This is a genomic window from Lentzea californiensis (assembly GCF_024648825.1).
Taxonomy (GTDB): domain Bacteria; phylum Actinomycetota; class Actinomycetes; order Mycobacteriales; family Pseudonocardiaceae; genus Lentzea; species Lentzea californiensis.
Genome location: NZ_JANBBE010000005.1, coordinates 343,079 through 366,024, shown reverse-complemented (window position 1 = coordinate 366,024; position 22,946 = coordinate 343,079). Strand labels below are relative to the sequence as shown.

Annotated in this window: 20 protein-coding genes and 1 pseudogene; 12 read left to right on the top strand and 9 right to left on the bottom strand. The window is 70.6% G+C overall.

What is annotated here, in order from left to right; translation table 11 throughout:
- The first annotated feature begins 27 nt into the window (after positions 1 to 27).
- From LX88_RS21260 to LX88_RS21245, 4 genes are all read left to right on the top strand, one after another.
- Positions 28 to 1,680 carry a CocE/NonD family hydrolase gene (locus LX88_RS21260; RefSeq protein ID WP_258949534.1) on the top strand — a complete coding sequence of 551 codons (1,653 nt, stop codon included), beginning with the start codon at positions 28 to 30 and terminating at the stop codon, positions 1,678 to 1,680.
- A 462-nt stretch (positions 1,681 to 2,142) separates the two neighbouring features.
- Positions 2,143 to 3,279: a N(5)-(carboxyethyl)ornithine synthase gene (locus LX88_RS21255; RefSeq protein WP_258949533.1), complete on the top strand. Its 1,137-nt coding sequence runs from the start codon at positions 2,143 to 2,145 to the stop codon at positions 3,277 to 3,279.
- A 51-nt stretch (positions 3,280 to 3,330) separates the two neighbouring features.
- On the top strand, positions 3,331 to 3,726 hold the full coding sequence (locus tag LX88_RS21250) for an HPF/RaiA family ribosome-associated protein (RefSeq protein ID WP_258949532.1): 396 nt from the start codon (positions 3,331 to 3,333) through the stop codon (positions 3,724 to 3,726).
- A 438-nt stretch (positions 3,727 to 4,164) separates the two neighbouring features.
- Positions 4,165 to 4,497: an STAS domain-containing protein gene (locus LX88_RS21245; RefSeq protein WP_258949531.1), complete on the top strand. Its 333-nt coding sequence runs from the start codon at positions 4,165 to 4,167 to the stop codon at positions 4,495 to 4,497.
- A gap of 20 nt (positions 4,498 to 4,517) precedes the next feature.
- On the opposite strand, the gene LX88_RS21240 is transcribed toward LX88_RS21245, so the two are convergent.
- The 3 genes from LX88_RS21240 to LX88_RS21230 are packed head-to-tail and all read right to left on the bottom strand — an operon-like array spanning position 4,518 to position 7,914.
- Positions 4,518 to 6,284 carry a tetratricopeptide repeat protein gene (locus LX88_RS21240; protein ID WP_258949530.1) on the bottom strand — a complete coding sequence of 589 codons (1,767 nt, stop codon included), beginning with the start codon at positions 6,282 to 6,284 and terminating at the stop codon, positions 4,518 to 4,520.
- Positions 6,281 to 7,474: an ATP-binding protein gene (locus LX88_RS21235; RefSeq protein ID WP_258949529.1), complete on the bottom strand. Its 1,194-nt coding sequence runs from the start codon at positions 7,472 to 7,474 to the stop codon at positions 6,281 to 6,283. The genes LX88_RS21240 and LX88_RS21235 overlap by 4 nt, the downstream gene beginning before the upstream one ends.
- Complete coding sequence (locus LX88_RS21230) at positions 7,471 to 7,914, bottom strand: hypothetical protein (protein ID WP_258949528.1); 444 nt, start codon at positions 7,912 to 7,914, stop codon at positions 7,471 to 7,473. Before LX88_RS21230 ends, LX88_RS21235 begins: the two co-directional genes overlap by 4 nt.
- A 223-nt stretch (positions 7,915 to 8,137) precedes the next feature.
- On the opposite strand from LX88_RS21230, the gene LX88_RS21225 reads away from it, so the two are divergent.
- Positions 8,138 to 8,485, top strand: a complete 348-nt coding sequence (locus LX88_RS21225; RefSeq protein WP_258949527.1) for a hypothetical protein — start codon at positions 8,138 to 8,140, stop codon at positions 8,483 to 8,485.
- On the opposite strand, the gene LX88_RS21220 is transcribed toward LX88_RS21225, so the two are convergent.
- Positions 8,458 to 8,586, bottom strand: a complete 129-nt coding sequence (locus LX88_RS21220; RefSeq protein ID WP_258949526.1) for a hypothetical protein — start codon at positions 8,584 to 8,586, stop codon at positions 8,458 to 8,460. The genes LX88_RS21225 and LX88_RS21220 overlap by 28 nt on opposite strands.
- Before the next feature lie 140 nt (positions 8,587 to 8,726).
- On the opposite strand from LX88_RS21220, the gene LX88_RS21215 reads away from it, so the two are divergent.
- The 3 genes and pseudogenes from LX88_RS21215 (at position 8,727) to LX88_RS21205 (ending at position 11,622) form a co-directional block, all read left to right on the top strand.
- Positions 8,727 to 9,269 (top strand): SMI1/KNR4 family protein, encoded by a 543-nt coding sequence (locus LX88_RS21215; protein ID WP_258949525.1) that lies wholly within the window; start codon positions 8,727 to 8,729, stop codon positions 9,267 to 9,269.
- 130 nt (positions 9,270 to 9,399) lie between these two features.
- Positions 9,400 to 11,208: pseudogene (locus tag LX88_RS21210) on the top strand (glycoside hydrolase family 3 protein); the annotation flags it as partial.
- A gap of 24 nt (positions 11,209 to 11,232) precedes the next feature.
- Entirely contained in the window at positions 11,233 to 11,622 is a 390-nt protein-coding gene (locus tag LX88_RS21205; RefSeq protein WP_258949675.1) for a carbohydrate-binding protein, read from the top strand.
- On the opposite strand, the gene LX88_RS21200 is transcribed toward LX88_RS21205, so the two are convergent.
- The 4 genes from LX88_RS21200 to LX88_RS21185 all read right to left on the bottom strand — a co-directional run bounded on the left by LX88_RS21200 (position 11,619) and on the right by LX88_RS21185 (position 15,730).
- Complete coding sequence (locus LX88_RS21200) at positions 11,619 to 12,710, bottom strand: glycosyltransferase 87 family protein (RefSeq protein WP_258949524.1); 1,092 nt, start codon at positions 12,708 to 12,710, stop codon at positions 11,619 to 11,621. The genes LX88_RS21205 and LX88_RS21200 overlap by 4 nt on opposite strands.
- Before the next feature lie 109 nt (positions 12,711 to 12,819).
- Entirely contained in the window at positions 12,820 to 13,446 is a 627-nt protein-coding gene (locus tag LX88_RS21195; protein ID WP_258949523.1) for a response regulator transcription factor, read from the bottom strand.
- Complete coding sequence (locus LX88_RS44345) at positions 13,443 to 14,435, bottom strand: sensor histidine kinase (RefSeq protein WP_258949522.1); 993 nt, start codon at positions 14,433 to 14,435, stop codon at positions 13,443 to 13,445. The genes LX88_RS21195 and LX88_RS44345 overlap by 4 nt, the downstream gene beginning before the upstream one ends.
- A gap of 68 nt (positions 14,436 to 14,503) precedes the next feature.
- Positions 14,504 to 15,730: an aspartate aminotransferase family protein gene (locus LX88_RS21185; RefSeq protein WP_258949521.1), complete on the bottom strand. Its 1,227-nt coding sequence runs from the start codon at positions 15,728 to 15,730 to the stop codon at positions 14,504 to 14,506.
- A gap of 76 nt (positions 15,731 to 15,806) precedes the next feature.
- Between LX88_RS21185 and LX88_RS21180 the strand changes: the two genes are divergently transcribed.
- Together LX88_RS21180 and LX88_RS21175 are read left to right on the top strand one after the other, a co-directional pair.
- Positions 15,807 to 16,685: a LysR substrate-binding domain-containing protein gene (locus tag LX88_RS21180; RefSeq protein WP_258949520.1), complete on the top strand. Its 879-nt coding sequence runs from the start codon at positions 15,807 to 15,809 to the stop codon at positions 16,683 to 16,685.
- Positions 16,686 to 16,729: 44 nt separating this feature from the next.
- Positions 16,730 to 17,734 carry an LLM class flavin-dependent oxidoreductase gene (locus LX88_RS21175; protein WP_258949519.1) on the top strand — a complete coding sequence of 335 codons (1,005 nt, stop codon included), beginning with the start codon at positions 16,730 to 16,732 and terminating at the stop codon, positions 17,732 to 17,734.
- Here the strand turns inward: LX88_RS21175 and LX88_RS21170 are convergent.
- Positions 17,723 to 18,994, bottom strand: coding sequence for a lanthionine synthetase LanC family protein (locus LX88_RS21170; RefSeq protein ID WP_258949518.1), 1,272 nt, complete (start codon positions 18,992 to 18,994; stop codon positions 17,723 to 17,725). The two genes, LX88_RS21175 and LX88_RS21170, sit on opposite strands and share 12 nt — an antisense overlap.
- A gap of 24 nt (positions 18,995 to 19,018) precedes the next feature.
- Here LX88_RS21170 and LX88_RS21165 point away from each other — a divergent pair, with 24 nt between their 5' ends.
- Both LX88_RS21165 and LX88_RS21160 read left to right on the top strand, forming a co-directional pair.
- Positions 19,019 to 19,870 carry an aminoglycoside phosphotransferase family protein gene (locus tag LX88_RS21165; RefSeq protein ID WP_258949517.1) on the top strand — a complete coding sequence of 284 codons (852 nt, stop codon included), beginning with the start codon at positions 19,019 to 19,021 and terminating at the stop codon, positions 19,868 to 19,870.
- A 30-nt stretch (positions 19,871 to 19,900) separates the two neighbouring features.
- A complete protein-coding gene (locus LX88_RS21160) occupies positions 19,901 to 22,930 on the top strand; it encodes an AfsR/SARP family transcriptional regulator (RefSeq protein ID WP_258949516.1) in 3,030 nt (1,009 codons plus the stop codon).
- Positions 22,931 to 22,946 lie beyond the last annotated feature (16 nt).

Here is a 22,946-nt window from a genome sequence, read left to right as displayed (position 1 = left end):
CGGCACGGGCCTGGTAAGAAGATCACTGTGGGCACACGACCTCGTTTCGACCTCGCGGGCAGGGCGGCAGGCCTGATCGGTCAACGGCTGCTGAAGCTCCCTCCTGCCCTCTCGCGCGACGTGACCGTGGAGCGGGATCTGCGGATCCCCACCCACGACGGGGGGACGCTGCTGGCGAACCACTGGGCGCCGGCCGACGCGTCGAGTGGCGCGCCCACCGCCGTGGTGCGAACGCCTTACGGGCGCACCGGGCCGCTGGACTGGCTGTACGGGCGAGCGCTCGCCGAGCGGGGCCTGCACGTCCTGACCGTCAGTTGCCGGGGCACCTTCGGCTCGGACGGCGACTTCCGCGCGATGCGGCACGAACGCGAGGACGGTCTGTCGACGCTCCGCTGGCTTGCTGACCAACCGTGGGCGAACGACGTGGTGCTGACCGGCAGCAGCTACCTCGGCTACACCCAGTGGGCCATCGCGGCGGAGGCTCCCGCGCAGGTCAAGGCGATGGTGCCGCACGTGACGTCGTCGCGGCTCGCGCTGTCGTTCCTGCGACCGGACCGCTTCGAGGTCGAGACGCTGCTGGGCTGGTCGGTGAGCACTGCGACGCAGGAACGCCCGGGAGGCATCTGGCGTGCGCTGCTCGGCATCGGCCGCAAGCGCCTCCGAGCGGCCATGCGCACGTTGCCGCTCGTCGACGCCGACACCGCCGCGCTGGGCCACGCCTGGCCGTTCTACCAGGACTGCCTGCACCACGACCAGGACGACCCGTTCTGGAAGAACGAGGACCACTCCCCCGCCGTCGGCGACGTGACCGTGCCCGTCAGCTCGATCGCGGGCTGGTACGACATCTTCCTCGCCGACCAGCTCCGCGACTTCCAGGTGCTCAGGGCGGCCGGACGCGACGCGCACCTGACGGTCGGGCCGTGGTGGCACGGCCACGTCGGCGGGATGACCGCGGTGCTCGGCGACACGATCGGCTGGGCCGCCGCCCACGCCCGCGGCACCGAGCCGCCGCGCAAGCCGCCGGTCCGCCTCTTCGTGATGGGCGTGGACGAATGGCGTGACTTCGACCAGTGGCCGCCCACCGGCTACACCGGGCAGCGCTGGCACCTCGCTCCCGGCGGCGAGCTCGGTCCCGCGCCGAGCCCGCCGGCACCACCGACGCCGTTCACCTACGACCCCGCCGACCCGACGCCGTCGCTGGGCGGCCCGAAGCTGGAGAGCCGCGGCGCCGGACCCGTCGACAACCGCAAGCTCGAGGCACGGGACGACGTCCTGGTCTTCACCTCGGCCGTGCTGGACGCCGACGTGGAGGTGATCGGCGAGATCTCGGCCGAGGTGTGGCTGCGCGCGGACCGCCCGTCCTGCGACCTGTTCGTGCGCCTGTGCGACGTGGACGGGCGCGGCAGGTCCCTGAACATCTGCGACGACCTGGTGAAGGTGCGGCCGGACGGGGTCATGAAGGTGACCGTCGACCTGTCACCGACCGCGCACGTCTTCCGGCGCGGGCACCGGATCCGGGTGCAGGTGTCGGCCGGGGCGTTCCCGCACTTCGCCCGAAACCTGGGCGACGGCGGCCCGTCCCACACGGCGACGGAACTGCGAGCGACCACCGTGGAGATCTTCCACGACGCCGACCGCCCGTCCTCGATCGTCCTGCCGCAGCGGCGGCTCGCCGGTTGAAAGCGGCCCAGACGTGAACAATTCTCCCGGCCATCGACCGCAATTCCGCCGAATCCTCGACCAGCCATCCCGCACAGCTAGGCCGAAAACACCGAAATTCGCTCCAGCAGACCAACTCAGCAGGTCAGGCGCACACAGCTGATCCCCAGAAAAGTTTCTGCGGATTTGCCGCCCCGCGGGTAAATCGATCGCACTTGTCGCGACTGGTGTAGCATGGAGACAAATCGTCGATTTCACAATGGCCTGATGCTCCATCTCGGACCATTTGCTCGAACATCACCCGGCTGAATCACGCGACCGGGGAGCGGAGCGCCTTCGTGCGGGTGACCGTCGACCTGGCGGCGCCCACCGCACTCCAGCCGCCCGATCTCAGCGGCGACTGACTCTCCGCCGTCCGTGGGGCGGCAGCGCGGGCCGGGCTCTCCTGAGCCGCGGTCACCAGCATCGAGGAACAGGACACACGTGGACCAGCTCAGCCTCGGAGTCATCGCCCAGACCCAGAAGGAGAACGAACACCGGCTTCCCCTGCACCCGCTGCACCTGGACCGGATCGACGCGGACCTCCGCAGCCGCATATACCTCGAACACGGCTACGGAGAACGCTTCGGCGTCTCCGACGCGCAACTCGCGGCGTCCGTCGGAGGGCTGCGTTCGCGCGAGGAGCTCATCGCGGAGTGCGACGTCGTCCTGCTGCTCAAGCCGATCGCCGACGACATCGCACAACTGCGCGAAGGTCAGGTGCTGTGGGGCTGGCCGCACTGCGTCCAGGACGAGAAGCTCACGCAGCTGGCCGTGGAACGCCGGTTGACGCTCATCGCCTTCGAGGCGATGAACCACTGGACCTCCGACGGCTCGTTCAGCCTGCACGTCTTCCACAAGAACAACGAGCTCGCCGGCTACTGCTCGGTGCTGCACGCCTTGCAGCTCAGCGGTTCGACCGGTGACTACGGGCGGCGTCTGCGCGCCGTCGTGATCGGTTTCGGGGCGACCGCACGAGGCGCCGTGACGGCGCTCAACGCACACGGCGTGCACGAGGTCACCATCCTCACCAATCGCGGCGTCACCGCCGTCAGCGCGCCGATCCACTCCGCGCGGATCGTCCACTTCGACCACGACGCCACCGATCCGGCGAGCAGCCACGCCTTCACCGACGACGGCCGCGTGCCGCTGGCCGGATTCCTCGCGGAACACGACATCATCGTCAACTGCGTGCTGCAGGACACCGACGCACCGCTGACGTTCCTCACCAACGCCGATCTGTCCACCGTGGCCCCGGGAACGCTGGTCGTGGACGTCTCCTGCGATGCGGGCATGGGCTTCGAATGGGCGCGCCCCACTACGTTCGACGAACCGGACTTCCTGGTGGGCGACCACGTGCGCTACTACGGCGTGGACCACAGCCCGTCCTACCTGTGGAACTCGGCGACCTGGGAGATCAGCGAAGCGCTGCTCCCCCACCTGCGTCCGGTGCTCACCGGCGCCTGGGACTCCAGCGACATCCTCCGCCGCGCCGTCGAGATCCGCGAGGGAACCATCGTCAACCCCCGCATCCTCTCGTTCCAGCGCCGATCACCGGACTACCCGCACGCCCGGCTCTGAGCCGCGAGACGACGGTCGTGATCCCGGCATCCACAAAGGACAAGTGAGCAGATGAGCGAACTACCGCACGACACCACTGTCATCACCAACCGGCTGCACCTCGCGACCGGCTTCCTCGCGAACGAACACGACTGGGTCGCGGAACGCCTGGCCGCACTCGGCTCGCGGCTGCGTTCCTTCCGCGAGAACCAGGTCGACCTCGAGATCAGCGTGAAGGACCGCCGCGGTGTCGAGCAGCGAGTCACCCTCGAGTGCTGGATCAACCGCAACCCCCGCCTGCACCTCGTCGCCACCTCGTCCGAGCCGGATCTGCCGGCCGCGCTCAACGAGGTCCGCAACGAGCTGATCCGTCAGGTCGACGAGGCCAAGACGCGGACCGAACCGCGCCACAACCGCGCGCTGAGGTCCGTCCCCGCGCTGACCGAGCACGACCAGCACCAGCGTTGAACGGGGGCAGACCACGTGTCTGTCCACTCAGGACGGCGACCAGGCAGGCGAGGACCTGGCGTCGTCCGCAACGACAGTCCCGGCAAGGCCGGCGGAGGGCGCTCAACCCGCGTGACACGTCCGCCGACGCCGTGAGCGGAAACATCTCGGTGACCTCCTTGGCGCGTCAGCGACTCGACGCGTGCGCCGCCAAGGTCCGGAGCGGATGGGATGTCCCACCAGGGTAAAACTCCGCGGCGTTCGCTGAACAGGGCCGATGAGGGGACTGCGGCCATAGCTCAACGCGATGCCATGACGGCTGAACGGGCACAGATGACAACCCGATCGAGTGATGGCACCCCGGAGCGGCTTGTGCCCGGACTCCGCTGATACCCAACCTGCGGCTTCTCAGCCCTCCGCCCGCCCGGACCCCGCGATCGCCACGGTTCCCAAAATCCCGTGAGCACCGTCCGTCTGCACAGGGCATCCGTGATCGCCCAGAACCGCCCGTTGCGCGGTCACTCCGGCGCCGCACGATCCATCGTCACAGCACAGCTCGTCCGGCGAGGGTCCGTCGTCATCGCGGTTTTCGGCGAGGTCGACGCGCGTAGTGGTCCAGTGCTGCACACCCTTCTCCAGGAGCACGTCCGCAAGGCGGGCCCGGACCTCGTCGCGGTGAGTTTCCTCAGCATCGCCGGGCTGGCCACCCTGATGGCCGTGTGGGAGGCGACCGTGACCGCTGAGGTCGAGTTCGACGTGGTCCCCGGCCTGCTCCAGAACGACCGCGGTTGATCGTCGCGTTCCCTTCCTGCTCAGGCTCCGGGCGGCGCGCTGACGGCGGACACGAAGATCCGGGCGAGTCTCCCGTTCTCCCACTGCAGGCCGAGCCGGTGCGCGGCGAGGTCGTAGTTGACGGTGACCTCGCCGGAGGCGCGGTTCTCCCAGCTGTTGTGCACCAGGGCACCGTGCGCCCGCACGTGCGCGTCGACCGGTCCGCGGTGCCCGTCGAGGTCGAGCCCGGAGATCACGCGGTCAGCGGCCGGGCAGTGCGCGACCTCGACGGTCACCTTCTTCACCAGCCCGTCGAGCAACGCGATGTCGACGCCGCCGGAACTCGGGACCACGGGATCCAGCGCGCTCTGCCGGACCGTCGAGCCGGGGAAGAGCCCGCGCAGTTCCGCGTACGGCGCGGAGTCCTCGGACGCACCCAAAGCGGCGTACATCGTCGAGATGACACCGGTCAGCGTCGTCCCGGGGACAGCGGGCAGGTCGTCCGGGAGAGCCTCGGCCTTGCGAGGTGCCGGTCGCGGGTCCAAGCCGCCGAAGCCGGCCACCCGGTCCCAGATCCAGTCGGCCGTGGACGCGGCGACGGGCTGGTCGGGACGTCCTGGCCGGCGCTTGACCAGCGCCCCGAACGCGACGACGACCAGGTACGCCCCGGCGTCGTCGGTCATCACCTGTTCCCAGACCTCGTTCTCGGGCCAGTCCGGGTGCGCAGCCTGGTCGGCCTCGATCTCGGTGCTCATGGCGATGATCTCGGCCGCCGACATCAAGCGGAACGGCTCGGCCAGTCCCCAAGCGGCACCGGAGCCTGGTTGCTGGCCGTCGTGCCACGCCAGCAGGTCCTCCGCGGCCATGGAGCCGATCTTGTCGCTCTCGGGCTCGTCGGCGATCGAGACTCCCGGTCGCAGGGTCGCGCGCAGGCCGTCGGGCATCACCTCGTCCAACGCCGCGAGCGCGGACGCCAGGTCGGTGCCGAGGAGCTGGTCGCGGAGTTGCCGCCACCCCATCTCGATCACCCCGGTGCGGCGGATGTCCTCCAGCGTGATGGCCTGGGCGTGGGCGTTCTCGACGATCCGCAGCATGGTGCGAGCCGTCCCCACCAGGTTCTGCAGCAGGTCCTCGGTCGGGTTCTCGCGCAGCAGTCGCAGGCCGAGTTGCTCGGCGTCGACGAACCGGTACTGCACCAGGTAGGACCAGCCGAGCATCAGGGCGACCCAGGAGTTCGCGGCATCGGCCCGGACGGCCTCCTCGGCCGCGGGGACGAACCGGCCGGGTGGCGCGAAGCTCCCCAGCAGGTACGCCGCGCGCTTCCCGAGCGCGCCGGGAAGTCCGTCCGGTGCCGTCCGGGCGCACAGTGCCACCGCCTCGTCGAGCTGGCGCCACCCTTCGTCGTGCTCCCCGCACAGTGCCTGGGCGAAGCCCAGTTCCATCCAGTCGGCCCACTCCTCGTGGTCCTCGGCCAGCACCGTGCGCGCCCACCGCAGCGCCTCCGCGTGCTCGTGCTGGGCCAGCGCCAGGTGCCGCAGAGCACGAGCCGCGTTGACGAACTGGCCGTCGCGGCGACCGGCGACCTGGAGGTAGAGGCGCCGCGCCTCGGCGACCTCGCCACAGGCCTCGCGGTGGTTGGCGAGCAGCAACGACACGCTGCTGCGCTCGGGCTGGAGTGCGAGCACCCGCAACGCCAGCTCGGCGACCCTGGGATGCGCCGGCTGCGCCGCGAAGAGCTCCCAGGCCAGGTCCAGACTCCGCTCCACGGCGTCGTTGTCGTCGGCGGCCACACGGCCGAAGTCACTCATCGCATGCCTCGCCTGACCCGGTACGCCCGGAGTTGATCGAAGGTCCCGTCGTCGACGCCGTACTCCAGCACCGGCGCCACCTGGTCGAACCAGGACGTCGTGGACGGGATGACGCCGCGGACCGCGGCCAGCACCGCGCCGGTGGTGACCGGCACCAGCTCGCCCCTGCTCATCGACTCGACCATCGCCTGCTGCAGGACGGTGGTCGTCAGGTGGCTGAGGTCGGCACCGGAGAACCCCTCGGTCGCCACCGCGACGGCGGCGAAGTCGACGTCGTCGGCCGGCTTGCCCTCCAGCGCGCCCTGCACGATCGCCTCCCTGGCGGCGGCGTCAGGTGGCAGCACGAGCACGGTCTTGTCGATCCGGCCCGGCCGGCGCAGCGCGGGGTCGATGTCCCACGGCCGGTTCGTGGCGGCGAGGAAGTAGACGCCTTCGTTCGCGCCGGCCACGCCGTCGAGCTCTTCCAGCAGCTGGGTGACGAGCATCCGCATCGTCTGCGATCCGCCGCCACCGGAGGTGCGACGTCCGCCGAGCGCGTCGAACTCGTCGAAGAAGATCACGCACGGCGCGGCGGCGCGCGCGTTGCGGAACACGCTCTGGATCGCCTTCTCGCTCTCCCCGATGTACTTGCTGAGGAGGTCCGCGAGGGTCACGTGGATGAAGGACGCTCCGAGGTCGCCCGCGATCGCCCTGGCGATGAACGTCTTGCCACAACCGGGCGGGCCGTACATCAGCAGTGACCCGCCGGGCTTCTGCCCGAACGCCGCCGCCAGCTCGGGATTGCGCAGCGGAGCCAGGAACGTGGTGTCCAGGTGCCGCTTGACCTCGGCGAGGCCCGCGACGTCGGCCAGCGTCACCACCGGGCGTTCGGCGTCCCACAGCTTCTCCGAGGCGGCGGCGCCGCTGTCCTGGCGGTCGTGGTCTGCAGGGGCCGGGACCGGTGCGGTCTCGGCGGGCGGCGGCGGGTTCGAGGCCCGCATCCGTGCCGCCATCAGCCGGGCGCGCAGCACGCGGGCTCGTACCGGATCCCCGCCGGAGGCTTCGAACGCCTTCAGTTCGGTGGCGGCGCGGCCAGGGTCGTGCTCCAGCAGCAACGTGATGAAGTCCTCGCGCAACGCCAGGTTGCCGGGATCGGCCTCCACCTCGCGCGCGATCACCTCGACGAAGTCGTCACCCGAATCGCCGGTCACCGGCCGGACCCCTCGATCCAGCTCTTGAGCAGCCCCAGGTTCACCAGCGGGATGTAGTGGCCGATCCGCGGGTGGTCCAGCGTCACACCGAAGACACCGGCCCTGCCGAACGAGGCGACGTAGTCGATCGCCGCCGGCATCGGCACGCCGAACAACGGTGCCGCGCCACTCTCCGAACCGGCCGGCTCGAGGGCCCGCGCGGCCTCGCTCGCTCGTGCGGCGCTGCTGTAGAGGCAGATCATCGACCCCTGCTCGGCGGCCACGGCGTAGGGCCGGGGCCGGTCGGCCGGGCCCCGCGCGACGAAGAACCAGTGCTCCAGCGCGGTCGCCTGCCGCCACAGCGCGATCTGCGCCGACGTGTCTCCCGCGGGCGCTGCCTTGACCGCCGCGTCGAGGCGGTCCAGCTCGGCGATCATCTCGGGGTCGTTGTCCTTGATCATTCGGTTCTCTCTCGTCTTCTCAGCCCGGGCACCGCGACGGCCCGATGCCGGGCCTCGTCCTGCGCCGTGGCGCCGCGGTGATCCCGCACTTCGCGCACTGGTCTCCCACTCGCCGGCACGTTCACGTTGTGCTGCAACAGTTGTACACCGCAGCCCGGCCGGAACGCGGTGTCGGTCGTTCGACCGACTGTGCTCGCACGCACCGGCGGATATCGTGCGACCGATGTCCACGAGCACCTTCCGGAGGAGCACCATGACGACCACCCGGCGCGTTCTCACCGGTCTGGCCGCCGCAGGTCTGGTCATCTCCGCCCTCGGCACGGGATCTGCCTCCGCCGTGGCCAAGGGCAAGATCTACATCTCCAACAACTGCGGCAAAGCGGTCTCCACCACGATCCACACCACCGATGGCAGGAACATCGCGGGCACCGCGGCCGCCCCGGCCGGCAGCTACTTCGGCTACCCGGTCAACCCCGGCAAGTACCAGGTCCGCGTTCCCGCGGGCCGCAAGACCGTGACGATCCTCGACCTGGGCGGCAAGGCTCACTCGGTCGTCGTCAGGGCCTGCTGACGTTCGCGGGTCCTCTTCTCGCGGTTCGCGATTGTCGCCCGGTGATCGGCCTGGCGGCGGTCGGCGAACGTCGTGCTGACGGTGATCTCCTTGGCGCTCATGTCGTCGACGGTCGTGAACCAGCGCGGGTGGGCGGGTCTCGCTTCCGCCTTCGCCGGAGGCACGTTCGTCTACGCCGGCATCCGCCACCGCAAATGAGGACGCGGCAGGATCTGCCGGACCGTTGAAGTAGCGTGCGCGCGTGGAGATCACTGACGACCGCGTCTTCCCCGCCGCGCTGGCCGCGCTCAGCGGCATCGACTTCCCTTGGGAGTACGACGAGAAGGCCGACGAGCCCTCGCCCGGCAACATGGACTACGAGCCGTACCAGGAGTTCGACTCCGCCGAGGAGACGACCGACTGGATCAGGTCGTGGACGGGCGACAAGGAGCTGGACGGCGGCGCGTTCCGGCCGTTCGGGCAGGACGGCACCGGCGGGCTCGCCGTGCTGTGGCTGGTGCGGGAGGGGCCGCTGACCGCGCAGCCCGTCGTGTTCTTCGGGTCGGAGGGTGAGGTCGGGCCCGTCGCGACGAGCCTGGACGAGTTCCTCTGGTTGCTCGCGGGCGGGGTGGGGCCGCAGGAGGCCGTCGAGTTCGGGTCGGACAGCGGTGTGCCGAACGACGAACTGCGGGCTGTCGCGGAGAAGTACTCCGGAGTCGGGCCGCGCACGCCGGCCGAGGTGCTGGCGGCCGCACGCGCGGAGTTCCCCGACTTCGCCGAGGAGGTCCAGTCCTGGTGCCGCTAGACCCGTGACGGGAACCGGAACGCGTACCGGTTCACCGATGGTCTATACCACTTTGCGAACGCGGGTTACGCTCGATGAACCCTGTTGTGCCGCAAGGTAAACAGGACCTCGTCCCTCGGAGGCCTGCCCTGTGAGAAAGTTCCTCGCGGCCGCACTTCTGCTCGGTGCCGCCGTCATCCCCACCGGAACGGCCGCCGCGGCCGATCCGATCTACAAGGACCCGGCGCAGCCGATCCCGGCTCGTGTCGCCGACCTGCTGGGCCGCATGTCGCTCGACGAGAAGGTCGGGCAGATGACGCAGGCCGAGCGCAACTCGGTCAGCAACGCCGACCTGGCGAACTTCCGGATCGGCTCGCTGCTGTCCGGCGGCGGTTCCGCGCCGTCGCCGAACAACGCCACGTCGTGGGCGAACATGTACGACGACTTCCAGCGCGCGGCGATCGCCACGCCGCTGGGCATTCCCATGATCTACGGCGTGGACGCCGTGCACGGCCACAACAACGTCGTCGGCGCCACGATCTTCCCGCACAACATCGGCCTGGGCGCGACGCGTGATCCCGGACTGGTGCAGCGGATCGGCCGCGCCACGGCCGAGGAGGTGTCGGGCACCGGCATCGACTGGGACTTCGCGCCGTGCCTGTGCGTCGCGCGCAACGACCGCTGGGGCCGCACCTACGAGTCGTTCGGCGAGACGCCGCAGGACGCCACGTCGATGACGACGATGATCACCGGCCTGCAGGGTTCGACGCTGTCGGACTCCGGCTCGGTGCTCGCCACGGCGAAGCACTACATCGGCGACGGTGGCACGACCCACGGCACCGACCAGGGCAACACCCAGGTCAGCGAGGCCGAGCTGCGCGCGACGCACCTGCCGCCGTTCCGCGACGCCATCGCCAAGGGCGTCGGCTCGGTGATGATCACCTACAGCAGCTGGAACGGCACGAAGCTGCACGGGCACAGGTACCTGGTCACCGACGTGCTGAAGAACGAGCTCGGCTTCAGCGGCCTCGTCGTGTCGGACTGGAACGCCATCGACCAGATCGACGGCCAGGCCGGCTTCACCGCCGCCGAGGTGCGCGACTCGATCAACGCCGGGCTCGACATGATCATGGTGCCGACCGCGTGGCGCCAGTTCATCACCTACCTCAAGCAGGAGGTGCAGGCGGGCCGCGTGCCGATGTCGCGCATCGACGACGCCAACCGCCGCATCCTCACGAAGAAGTTCGAGCTCGGCCTCTTCGAGAAGCCGCTGACCGACCGCACCTACACGCCGACCGTCGGCAACGCCGCGCACCGCGCGCTGGCCCGTGAGGCCGTGCGCAAGTCTCAGGTGCTGCTGAAGAACCAGAACGGTGTGCTGCCGCTGTCCAAGACCTCGTCGAAGATCTTCGTCGCGGGCAAGAGCGCGGACGACATCGGCTACCAGAGCGGTGGGTGGACGATCTCCTGGCAGGGCGGCAGCGGTCCGGTGACGCCGGGAACCACTGTGCTGCAGGGCATCCGTTCGGCCGTGTCCACGTCCACCACGGTGACGTACAACCGCAACGGCACCGGCATCGACAGCACGTACCAGGCCGCCATCGCCGTCGTCGGCGAGACCCCGTACACCGAGGGCGCGGGCGACCGGCCGGGAAGTCTGGGGCTCGACGCCGAGGACATCGCGACCCTGAACACCCTGCGCGCCACCGGTGTGCCGGTCGTCGTGGTGCTCGTGTCCGGCCGCCCGCTGGACGTCGCGGCGCAGCTGCCGCAGTGGCACGCCCTGGTCGCGGCCTGGTTGCCGGGCACCGAGGGCAACGGCGTCGCGGACGTCCTGTTCGGCGACCACAAGCCGACCGGCACGCTGCCGTTCACGTGGATGCAGAGCGCCTCGCAGCAGCCGATCAACGTCGGCGACGGCAAGGCTCCCCTGTTCCCGTACGGCTTCGGCTCGCAGTTCCCCGCCACGCAGAACGCCTACGGGATCATCGGTGCCTCCTACTACGACGAGCAGCGCGGAACGCAGGTCGAGCGGTGCACCGACTCGGGCTGCGGGCAGAACGTCGGCTACCTGACGCCGGGCGACCACGTGGCCTACGCGGACGTCGACTTCGGCGCCACGCCACCGACCTCGGTGACCACGCGGATCGCGTCCGGCTCCACGGCGAACGGCACACTGCAGTTCCGCCTCGGCAGCCCGGCCGGCCCGCTGGTCGCGACCGTCTCGGCGGCGAGCACGGGCGGGTGGCAGACGTGGACCAGCCGCACCTCCGCCGCGTCCGGTGCCACGGGCGTGCACCGGCTCTACCTGGTGGCGACCGGCGGCACGGGCGGTGACCTGGCGAACGTGAGCTGGTTCCAGTTCGCCCGCTAGAAGCAGACCGCTGAACGGGGTTCCGAGCTGGAGCCCCGTTCAGCCTTGTCCCGCAGGAGACTCCGCCACGCGCACCAGCCGAGGAACCCCAGACCCAGCCAGATGTAAGTGTTGCCGACGACGTGCTGCCACCACGTCCACGCCAGCTCCTGGTCGCCCGCCGTGGGCATCAGCCAGTGCGGACCGACCGCGAAGACCGCCGCCACCGCGATCCGCACGCCGCCCTTCAGCAACAGCAACGCCGGCGCGATCCACACCCAGTGGTGAGACCAGGACACCGGCGAGATCAGCAGACCCGCTACCGCGACGGCGACGAGCGCCGTGAGGTCGTCGCGCAACCGGGGCAACAGCACGACCGTCAACGCGAGCAGGGCGACCACGCCGGCGAACCACACGAACTCCGGGGCGCCGAGCCGGAACAGCAGGCCGCGCAACGACTGGTTCGCGCTGTAGGACAGGCCTCCGACGCGTTCCGGGTCGAGCATCGCGTGGAACCAGAACTGCTTCGACTCCCCCGGTGCCAGCACCCAGCCGGTCAGACCGCACGCCGCGAACGTCGCCACGGCGGTCAGCGCGGGCCGCCACCGCCCGCGGCACAGGAAGAACAGCACGAAGATCGCCGGAGTCAGCTTGATCGCGGCGGCCAGCCCGACCAGCAGGCCGCGTGGCCACGGGGTGCGCGGCAGCAGGCAGTCGGCGGCGACCAGGCCGAACAGGACCAGGTTGACCTGACCCATGTCGAGGGTGATCCGCAGCGGTTCGAGCAGCAGGCACAAGGTGACCAGGCCGAAACCCGCCCACCTGTGGACCGCCGCCGTGAAGAGACCGATGCCCGCTGCCGTGAACAGAACCGCCGTGAGCGCCAGGGGAAGTGGTGCCAGCACGCCGAACACCATCGCCGCGAAGGGCGGATAGGTGAACGGCAGCCCTCTGGGGCCGTGGAAGTCCGCGGTGTACAGGCCGGTGCCGGCGAGCCACGCCTCACCGCCGGCGAGGTACACGCGCAGGTCCAGCACGCCGGTGCCGAAGCTCCGCACCAGGACCCAGACGAGCAGACCGGCAACCGTTGCGCCCCAGAGGTTTCTCACAGGACAGAACACTGCTGTGCGGCGGGGTTCCGCCGGATCGGCCGGAGAGCAGGAAGATCATGGCCGTCAGGACGACATGTGAAGCCGGAACTGGCCACTCGGCCAACGGTCAGCCGGCCACCACGTGCGCGCGGAACGCCCACGCGACGATCTCGACGCGGTTGCGCGCCCCCACCTTCGTCTGCACCGACGCCAGGTAGGCCTTCACCGACGACACCGAGACCTTGAGCGAAACCGCGATCTCGTTGTTGCTCAGGCCTTTCGCCACGTGCCGCACGACGTCCAGCTCACGTTCGGTGAGAACTTGCGCTTCGGCGGACGCGACCGGGGGCGTCGACCGGCGCAGCACCCGCAGAACCACCTGCGGCGACACGAGGACGTCACCGCGCGCCGCCGACCTGACCGCCTCGGCGAGCAACCCCGGACTGGCGTCCTTCGTGAGGAACCCGCACGCGCCGAGGTCCAGTGCCTTGTTCAACACCTCGTCGCTGTCGAACGTCGTCACGACCACGACACGGGTGTGCGGGGCGAGCTGCCGGGTGACCTCCAGACCGCCGAGCCCCGGCATCCGCACGTCCACCAGGCACACCTGCGGTTCCAGCGCACGGGCCTGCTGGACCGCGCTGACCCCGTCCGCGACGTCGGCGACCACGCTGATGTCGGGCTGCGACTCGAGGATCAGCCGGAACCCGGCGCGCACCATGTCCTGGTCCTCGGCGATGAGCACGGAGATCACGCGCGCACCTGCAGCGGCAGTTCAGCCGTGACGAGCCAGCCGTCGCCAGTGGCACCCGCGAAGAACCGCCCGCCCAGTTCGTGCACGCGTTCCCGCATGCCCACCAGGCCGAACCCACCGGAGTGCGACGGACGAGCCGTTCCGTTGTCCACAACGGACAGCATCACCGCACCGGCACCCAGCCGCACGTCCACCTCCACGTCCGTCGCGTCGACGGCGTGCTTGCGGACGTTGGTCAACGCCTCCTGCACCAGCCGGAGCACCGACCTCCCCAGCTCCGGCGGCACGTCCGAGGCGAGCTCGACGCTCGCGCGCACCTGCAGCCCGGACTTCTCCACGAGCTGCAGCAGATCGGCGGAGAGGTCGCCGGTCGCGGCCGCGGCACCGTTGTCCCGCAACGTCCTGACCATCAGGCGCATCGCGCCCAGCGCGTCGGTGCCGCCGTCGACGACGCCGTTCAGCATCGCGCAGGCCTTGTCCTTGTCCTGCTCCGCCACCACGAGGGCGGCCTGCGCCTGCACCAGCATGCCCGTGACGTGGTGCGCGACCACGTCGTGCAGCTCACGGGCCATGTCGAGGCGTTCGTCCCGCCGCACCCGTTCCTCCGCCGCAGCCGCCCTCTCTGCCCGCGACCGCTCCCACAGGCGCACGTACAGCCCGGCGGCCACGGCGGCCACGCCGAGCACCAGCACCAGCGGGAGGTAGGTGAAGCGGAAGCTGACCCACGTGGCGTGCATGGACACCAGTTCCAGAGCCACGAGCGCCACCACCGCCGGTCGCACCGTCGCCTTCCAGGCGAGCCAGAAGGCGACCCCCAGCACGAGAACCGCCTGCACGGACGCCACCGGAGGGGTTCTCCACACGTGGTCACCGACCCCGGGAGCGTCCTGGAACAACGCCCGGCTGAACCCGTTGCTGAGCCCGGTGACGACGAACACGGCCGCGCAGACGATCACAGTGGCGACGATCGGCCGATGGTGTACCCGCATGTGGGCGATGCTAGAGAGGGCGGTGGCCGCCCGCCTCGACCGTCCAGCCGAGACGGGTGGCCAAGTGGTCAGGCGGCGCCGATCGCCTCGTCCAGAATGCCGATCCCCAACGCCAGCTCCTCCTCCGTCGCCGTCAACGGCGGCGCGATCCGGAACACCCCGCCCATCCCCGGGATCTGCACGATGTTCATGTGCAGCCCGAGGTCCAGGCACTTCTGGGTGATCGGCGCGGACTGCGACTCGTCCGCGATCTCCAGCCCCACCAGCAGCCCGCGCCCGCGGACGTCCGTCACCAGGTCGTGCTTCGCGGCGATGTCCTCCAGCCCGTTGCGCAGGAACGTCCCGAGCTTCGCCGCCCGTTCGTCCAGCCGTTCCTCGATGAGCACGTCCAGCACGGTGTTGCCGACCGCGGCCACCAGCGGGTCCGACACGTGCGTGGTGAAGAACAGGTAGCCGCGGGCGTGCGCCTCCGCCTCGATCTCCGCGGACGTGATCACGGCGGCCAGCGGCAGTCCCGCGCCGAGGGTCTTGGACAGCGTCAGGATGTCCGGCACCACGCCGTCGCGTTCGAACGCGTACCAGTTGCCCGTGCGGCACAGCCCGGTCTGCGCCTCGTCCATGATCAGCAGCATTCCCCGCTCACGGCACTTCGCGGACAACGCGGCGAAGTACCCGAGGGGCGGTTCCAGGATGCCGGCCGACGAGAGGATCGGCTCGACGATGCAGGCCGCCAGCGAGCCGACCGACTGCGCGTCGACCAGGTCGAACGCCAGGTCGAGCTGCGTCTGCCAGTCACCGGACGGCGCCGGGATCGCGAAGTTGCCCGGAGTGGCGGGACCGTAGCCCTTGCGGCCAGCGCTGTAGGTCGCGGCGGCCGCGGCGGCGGTCATGCCGTGCCACGAGCGGGCGAACGCCACCACCTCGTACTTGCCGGTCACGAGCTTGGCCATGCGCAGCGCGGCCTCGTTCGACTCGGCGCCGGTGGTGAGCAGCTGCACCTTCGACAGAGACTCGGGCAGCGTGTCCGAGAGCCTGCGGGCCAGGTCCACGACCGGGCGGCTGAGCATGCCGCTGAACAGGTGGTCGAGGTTCGCGATCTGGCGCTGCACCGTCTCGACGATGCGCGGGTGGGAGTGGCCGAGGATGCCGCTCATCTGCCCGGACGTGAAGTCCAGGATCCGGCGGCCGTCCTCGGTGAACAGGAAGCTCCCCGACGCGCTGTCGATGATCTCGCGCGTGAACGTGCCGCCGTAGCGGACGAGGTGGCGGTCGACGTCGTCCCAGAAGGTGTCCATGGGAGAAAACTACGAGCGGGTGAGCATCAGGTCCATCTCACAATTCCACGCTCGCTGTTCGGAAATACTGCACAGCATGACGCTCAACCCATGGCGCCTGCGCCTGCTCAGCCAGCTCGACGCGCTGGGGACCGTGCGGGCCGTGGCGCAGGCCGCGAACCTGAGTGCTTCGAGCGTGTCCCAGCAGCTCGCGGTGCTCGAGACCGAGACGCGCACGCAGCTGATCGAACGGACCGGGCGGCGCGTCCGGCTCACGTCGGCCGGGCTCATCCTGGCGAGGAGGGCGCGGTCGATCCTCGACCAGATGGAGGCCGTCGAGGCCGAGCTGAGAGGCCTGAACGACGAACCGTCGGGCCTCATCCGGCTCGGCGCGTTCCAGAGTTCGATCCACACGCTCGCCGTGCCCGCGATCCAGGCCCTCCGGCACCCGCACCTCGACGTCGAGATCGTGGAGATGGAACCGCACGCCAGCATGCCCGCACTGCTCGCCGCGGAGGTCGACGTGATCATCACGACCACCGACTTCGTCGAGCTGCCGGTACCGGGCGACATCGACGTGGTGCCGCTCGGCCAGGACCCGATCGTGCTGGTCACGCCGCCGAACCACCCCGCGGCCGACGTCGCCGCGTGCAAGGACGAGCCCTGGGCGTTCGACATCCCCGGCTCGTACATGGCGAAGCTCGCGACGCGCCTGTGCCGGCAGTCGGGGTTCGAGCCGCGCGTGGTCGGCCGGTTCAGCAACTACATGCTCACTCTCAAGCACGTCGAGGCCGGGCTGGCGGTCGCAGTGCTGCCCGCGCTGGCCGTCGACCGCCGGTTCGACGTGGTCACGAGGGAGCTACCGGTGACGCGGAGGATCACCGCCGCCGTGCGCCGTGACTCGCGCGCCGCGATCACCGTGGTGCTCGACGCCCTGCACATGGTCGCCGGGGTTCCAGCATCTGGACGTAGTTGAGACGTCACCTAAACTCTGGGAGGAGACCCGATCGAGGAGGAACGGTGCCGCGGAAGTCAGAGCCGTTGCGAAAGCTGGGTTTTCTCACCATCGGGCTGTTCGACGAGCACGATCCCGGCGCGGGCCACCGCTCCACGCTGGACGTGATCGTGCTGGGCGAGGAGCTCGGGTTCGACAGCGCGTGGGTGCGGCACCGGCACCTGCAGTTCGGCATCTCCTCACCGGTCGCGGTGCTGGCCGCCGCGACCCAGCGGACCAGCCGGATCCAGCTCGGCACCGCGGTCATCCCGCTGGGCTGGGAGAACCCGCTGCGGCTCGCCGAGGACCTCGCGACGGTCGACGTGCTGTCCGGCGGCAGGCTGAATCCCGGCATCAGCGTCGGGCCTCCGATGCACTGGGACGACGTGAAGCACGTGCTCTACCCGGAGACCGCGGACGTCGAGAACTTCAGCTACGACCGCGTGCAGCGGCTGCTGGACTTCGTGGGCGGCGAGAAGGTCGCTTCGTTCAGCGGCGTCGAGGGCATCGAGGTCTGGTCGGACCGCGTGCAGCCGCACTCGGCCGGGCTGCGCGACCGGATCTGGTACGGCGGCGGCAGCCTGCGGTCGGCGAGGTGGGCGGGTGAGCACAGCCTGAACCTGCTGGCCAGCAACGTCATCCAGTCCGAGGAGTCCGAGGACTTCGCGGAGATCCAGCGCTCGCAGATCCGGACGTTCCGCGAGCACGGCGGCGGTCGCGTCTCCCAGGGCCTCGTCGTGATCCCGACCGACACGGCCACGCCCGAACAGCGCGCCAAGTACGAGGCCTACGTCGAGGGACGCGCCGCACGGGTCGGCAAGCCGTTCGGTCCGCGCAAGTACATGTTCGAGCGAGACCTGATCGGCACGTCCGCCGAGATCGCCGAGCAGCTGTACGCGCACCTCGGCTTCCAGGAGGTCGACGAGGTGGCGTTCGCACTGCCGTTCAGCTTCGCCCACGAGGACTACGTGCAGATCCTCACCGACATCGCCACGAAGCTCGGCCCGGAACTGGGCTGGTCACCCGCTTAGCGACCACCAGGTGTCCATTCGCGGCACCGAACTCGTGTCGCCCTGTTCCACGCGATCGGCGTGGAACAGGAACCCTGCGATCCCTGCCGCCCCCTGCATCCAGCCGATGCCGGGCGGCAGCAGCGGGTCGTCGTGGCGGTGCTCGGTGAACCGCCAGCACACGCCGGACTCCTCGGGGATGGCGCGCTCCACGATCACGTCGGCCAGATGGAGCGCCAAGTCGGTGTGCTGCCCGGCGTCGAGCAGCACGTCGCCGACGCCCGCCGTGCCGCAGCACCGGCCGTCGTTGTCCCAGAAGCCCGGGTACTTCCGTTCCGGCAGGCCGGAGGCGCGAATGCTGTGCAGGCAACGGCGATGCCACTCGGCGACGTCCACGCCCGTCACCTCGGCGATGCCCGCGTGCCGCAGAGCCGGCCACAGCAGCGAGGTTCCGGTCGGGCCGTGGCACCAGCCGTAGCTGAACGGATCCGGGTCCACCACGGGCACCCGGCGCCGCACCCGGAACCCTCCGTCGCCGGTGTCCGCCAGCGCCACGAGGTGCTCGGCGCCTTCAGCCGCGGCCGCCACGAGGTCCGGCCGCCCGAACTCGGCACCGGCCAGGGCGAACGCGGCGGCCACGCCTGCGACACCGTGCGAGAAGTTGGGGCTGTACCAGTCGTTCGTCGTGAAGCGGTCCGGCACCCAACGCCAGTTGGCGCCGGCCTCGGCCTGTTCCCGTTCTGCCAGCAGCACCCCGGCCGCCGTCCGAGCCAGCTCGTCCGCGCCCTCGACCTCATGCCGGTGGGCCCACACCGCGCCCAGCAGCACCCCCGCCGTGCCCACGACCAGGTCGTGCACGCGAGCGCCCGGCAGGTACCTCGGCGGCTCCAGGAAGTCCTGCGGCCATCCGTCCGGAGTGGACAGTTCGAGCAACCTCGCGACCGCGGCCCCGGCTCCGGGAGCGCCCAGGGTCGTCAGCACGCTGATCGCGCTGACCAGGCCGTTGAAGAACGTGGCGTCGGTCGTCACTCCGATGCTCGCCCGGACACGCGCCACGACGGCGTCCGCCAGGTCCTGCTCGCGCGCCGTCCACTCCCTGCTCAGGCGGATCTCCGCCAGCACGTGCGCGAGCCCGCCGACGCCCGTGTACATGCCCTCCCGGTACCGGACTCCCAGGTCACCGCCCGGGAACTGCGGGATCCACACACCGCTGTCGTCGTGACACACCTGATCCTGCACCCATCGCCAAGCTTCCTCGGCGGTCCCCCGGTACGTCCCCATCCGCCGATCATTACATTGGCGGAGGTGACTGTGCAGCGAACGCTCGCGGCCGCCGGGCTGACGGACGCGACGACGGCGCCGCTGGGCGGCGGCACCTACAACTCGGTGTTCCGGGTGTCCGCGCGCGAGGGCGAGTTCGTGCTGAAGGTGTCGCCCGGCGACCAGCCCGGCCTGACCTACGAGCGGCAGCTCATGCGGACCGAGGCGATGTTCTGCACGCTCGGGTCCGCGGTCGCGCCGGTGCCGGAGGTCGTCTACGCGGACGACACCGCGCTCCTGGCGACCTGCCTGCCGGGCCGGCCCGTCTTCGGACGGTCCGATGTCGACCGTCCGAAGCTCCGCCGCGAGCTCGGGCAGGCGGTCAGGGCTCTGCACGAGGTGACCGGGCCCGGTTTCGGCTATCCGCAGCTCGGCCTGCACGCCACGTGGACCGGAGCGTTCTTCGGGATGTTCGACGCGGTGCGGGCCGACGCCGAACGCTACGGCGTGCGGCTCCCGACGGCCGATCTGCACCGCCACGCCAAGGCGTTCGACGAGGTGAAGCGACCGGCGCTGGTCCACTTCGACCTGTGGGACGGCAACGTCCTCGCCGACACCGGGCTCACCGGACTGGTCGACGGCGAACGGGCGTTCTGGGGCGATCCGGTCGCGGAGTTCGTGTCGCTCGCGCTGTTCGGGTCGATCGAGGACGACGCGGACCTGCTCGCGGGCCACGGCTTCGAGTTCACCGACTCGGCGCGCGTCCGGCTGGCCGCCTACCAGGCCTACCTCTACTCGATCATGCTCACCGAGCGGGTGCCGCGCGGCAGCACCGACCAGGGAACGGAACGCGTGATCATGGACGCACTGACGTGCGCACTGGGCGTTCTCGCCTGATCGCGGCAGGTGATCTGGGAGGCTGGAACCGTGCGCGTGGCATTGCTGGGCCCGACGACCGTCGAGACCGAGGACGGCACACCGGTCGACATCGGTGGTGCCCGCGTCCGCATGCTCGTCGCACGCCTCGCGCTCGACCCCGGCCGTCCGGTGCCGGCGACGACGCTGATCGACGACCTGTGGGGCGAGCAGCCGCCGGCCGACGCCGTGAACGCGCTGCAGTCGCTCGTGTCGAGGCTGCGCAAGGTCTGCCCGGTCGCGCTGGAGCCGGGCGGCTACCGGCTGGGCGTGACGACCGAGGACGTCGACGTCTTCCGGTTCGAACGGCTGCGCGCCGCCGGGCGGCTGGACGACGCGCTCGCGTTGTGGCGCGGTGACGCGCTGGCCGACGTGCGGGAGGCGCCGTTCGCCGCGCCGACGGCCGCGCGGCTCGAGGAAGCACGCCTGTCCGCTCAGGAAGACCGAGGCGAGCTCGACGTCGCCGCGCTGACCGCGATGCACGAGAAGCACCCGCTGCGGGAACGCCTGGCCGGGCTGCTGATGCGGGCGTTGTGCGCGCAGGGCAGGCAGTCCGACGCACTGCACGTCTACGCGGAGGTCCGCAGCAGACTCGCCGACGAGCTGGGTGTGGACCCGTCACAGGAGCTGCAGGACATCCATCTCGCGGCACTGCGTGGTGAGCTCGGGCCGCGGGCGGTGGCCGACCGGTTGCCGGTGCGGCTCACCAGCTTCGTCGGGCGCGACGACGAGCTCGCGGAGATCTCCGGCCTGCTCGGCGGGGCCCGCCTGGTGACGCTGGTCGGGCCGGGCGGCGCGGGCAAGACGCGGCTCGCCACCGAGGTCGCGGCGCGGCATCCGTTGCACGCCAAGGGCCGCGTGTGGTTCGCCGCGCTGGCCGGCGTCCGGGCGGCGGAGGACCTCGCCGGAGCGGTGCTCAGCGCGTTCGAGGTGACGTTCGCCGGAGATCCGCGGCGGCGGGCCGGCGAGGGCATGAACCGGATCGCCGAGGTGCTCGGCGCCGGGGAGTCGTTGCTGGTGCTGGACAACTGCGAGCACCTGATCGCGGCGGCGGCCGAGTTCACCACCGAGCTGCTGCGCCGGGTGCCGAACCTCCGCGTGCTCGCGACCAGCAGGGAACCGCTCGCGATCGACGGCGAGTCGCTGTGCCCGATCGGCCCGCTCGCCGTGCCCGGCGGTCAGGCGGACGTGTCCGCGTTCGGCGCGGTGCGGCTGTTCCTCGACAGGGCGAGCGCGGTGAAGCCCGGGTTCCGGCTCGACGAGTCCACTGTGGACGACGTGAGGATGATCTGCCGCAGACTCGACGGCATGCCGCTCGCACTGGAGCTGGCGGCGGCGCGGCTGCGGTCGATGACGGTCCGGCAGATCACCCAGCGCCTGGACGACCGGTTCCGGCTGCTCACCTCCGGCAGCCGCACCGCGCTGCCGCGCCAGCGCACGTTGCGCGCGGTCGTCGAGTGGAGCTGGGACCTGCTGACCGAGGAGGAGCTGCTGCTGGCCCGGCGGTTCGCGGTGTTCCCCGCGGGCGCCGACCTCGCCGCGATCGAGGCCGTCTGCCTGCCGGACCCGTTCTACGTGCTCACGTCGCTGGTCGAGAAGTCCATCGTGGACGTCATCGAGATCGAGGGCGAGCCGCGGTACCGGATGCTGGAGACGATCCGGGTGTACGCCGACGAACAGCTCGACGCGTCCGGCGAGAAGCGGGAGGTCGTCGGCCGGTTCCGGCACTACTACCGCGAACTGACCGCGCGCTGGGAGCCGCTCACCCGCACCGCGCGGCAACTGGAGGCGATCGACGTCTACGAGGCGGAGCAGGACAACGTCGTGGCGGCGTTGCGCGGAGCGATCGACGACCACGAGGTCGAACTGGCCGCGGACCTGCTCGGCGGCACGTTCTGGTACTGGCTCGTCAAGGGCGACAACGAACGCGCGGAGATGTCGGTGCGCGACGTGCTCGCGCTCGGCGACCTGCTGCCCGCCGACCGCTTCGCGACGTTCCGGGCCATGCAGCTCATCATGGCCGCCGTGCCCGGCGTGACGGACGCGGAGGAGGCCGCGGCGGTCATCGAGAGCTGCGTGAACTCCGGTGCCGTCCAGAAGTACCCGTCGCTCGCGATCGCACTGCCCATGCTCGCGTTCCTCAGCCAGAACACCGAACTGGCGCGGCGCGAGGTGAAGCGGGCGGCGGCGAGCGAGGACCCGTGGGCGCGGGCGGGCGCGGAGTGGGCGCACAGCTTCATGCTGGTCGACGACGGTGACCTGGAAGGCGCCGAACAGGCCCGTGATCGCGCGTACGACCAGTTCACGGCCATCGGCGACCGGTGGGGTTCGGCGATGACGCTCGGCATGAAGGCCGCGTTCGTCTCGCACACGGGTGACAACCAGGGGGCGATCGACCTCTACCAGCGGGGGCTGGAGGTGGCGACGGAACTGCGGTCGCAGGACGACGCCGTGCAGCAGCGGTGGCGGCTCGCGGTGGAGTACGCGCGCATGGGTGATCACGGCGCGGCCGCGCGCGAGGTGGTCGCGGCGGAGCAGTTCGTCAGGGACGTCGGCAACGACCAGCTGTCCACGATGCTCGACTACGCGAAGGCCGAGGTCGCGCTGCGTGCGGGCAGGACCGAGGAGGCACGCGCGCTGAGCGTCAAGTTCAAGCAGCGCGACCTCGCGTCGTCCCTGCTCTCGACGTTCGTCACGGAGTGGGTGGCGATGCTCGACGCGCGCATCGCGATCGCCGACGGCAGGTTCGACGACGCCGGGGCGTCCGCGGCGGTGGCCGTCCAGACGACGTCCGATCGCGCCGACATGCCGGATCTCGCGGCAGTGGCGGAACTCCTGGCCCAGGTGCGGCACCTGCAGGGCCGCGCCGGCGCCGCGCGGCGGTTGATGGCACTCGCCCAGCTCATCCGCGGGCGGCTCGACATGGGCGATCCGGACGTGCGGGACCTCGTCGCCGAACTGGGTGAGCCCGCACCGCTGACGCTCACCAAGGCCGAGGCGCTGCGACGGGTGCGCGAAGAGGCGGGCCTCAGCACCGGCTGAGACCCGCCTCCCGATC

What these genes read in the sequence shown, in the direction of transcription:
- LX88_RS21250 (WP_258949532.1), top strand. Translation starts at nt 3,331, where the DNA reads ATGAGCGAACTACCGCACGACACCACTGTCATCACCAACCGGCTGCAC.
- LX88_RS21240 (WP_258949530.1), bottom strand. Translation starts at nt 6,284, where the DNA reads ATGAGTGACTTCGGCCGTGTGGCCGCCGACGACAACGACGCCGTGGAG.
- LX88_RS21230 (WP_258949528.1), bottom strand. Translation starts at nt 7,914, where the DNA reads ATGATCAAGGACAACGACCCCGAGATGATCGCCGAGCTGGACCGCCTC.
- LX88_RS21225 (WP_258949527.1), top strand. Translation starts at nt 8,138, where the DNA reads ATGTCCACGAGCACCTTCCGGAGGAGCACCATGACGACCACCCGGCGC.
- LX88_RS21220 (WP_258949526.1), bottom strand. Translation starts at nt 8,586, where the DNA reads ATGAGCGCCAAGGAGATCACCGTCAGCACGACGTTCGCCGACCGCCGC.
- LX88_RS44345 (WP_258949522.1), bottom strand. Translation starts at nt 14,435, where the DNA reads ATGCGGGTACACCATCGGCCGATCGTCGCCACTGTGATCGTCTGCGCG.
- LX88_RS21185 (WP_258949521.1), bottom strand. Translation starts at nt 15,730, where the DNA reads ATGGACACCTTCTGGGACGACGTCGACCGCCACCTCGTCCGCTACGGC.
- LX88_RS21180 (WP_258949520.1), top strand. Translation starts at nt 15,807, where the DNA reads ATGACGCTCAACCCATGGCGCCTGCGCCTGCTCAGCCAGCTCGACGCG.
- LX88_RS21170 (WP_258949518.1), bottom strand. Translation starts at nt 18,994, where the DNA reads ATGGGGACGTACCGGGGGACCGCCGAGGAAGCTTGGCGATGGGTGCAG.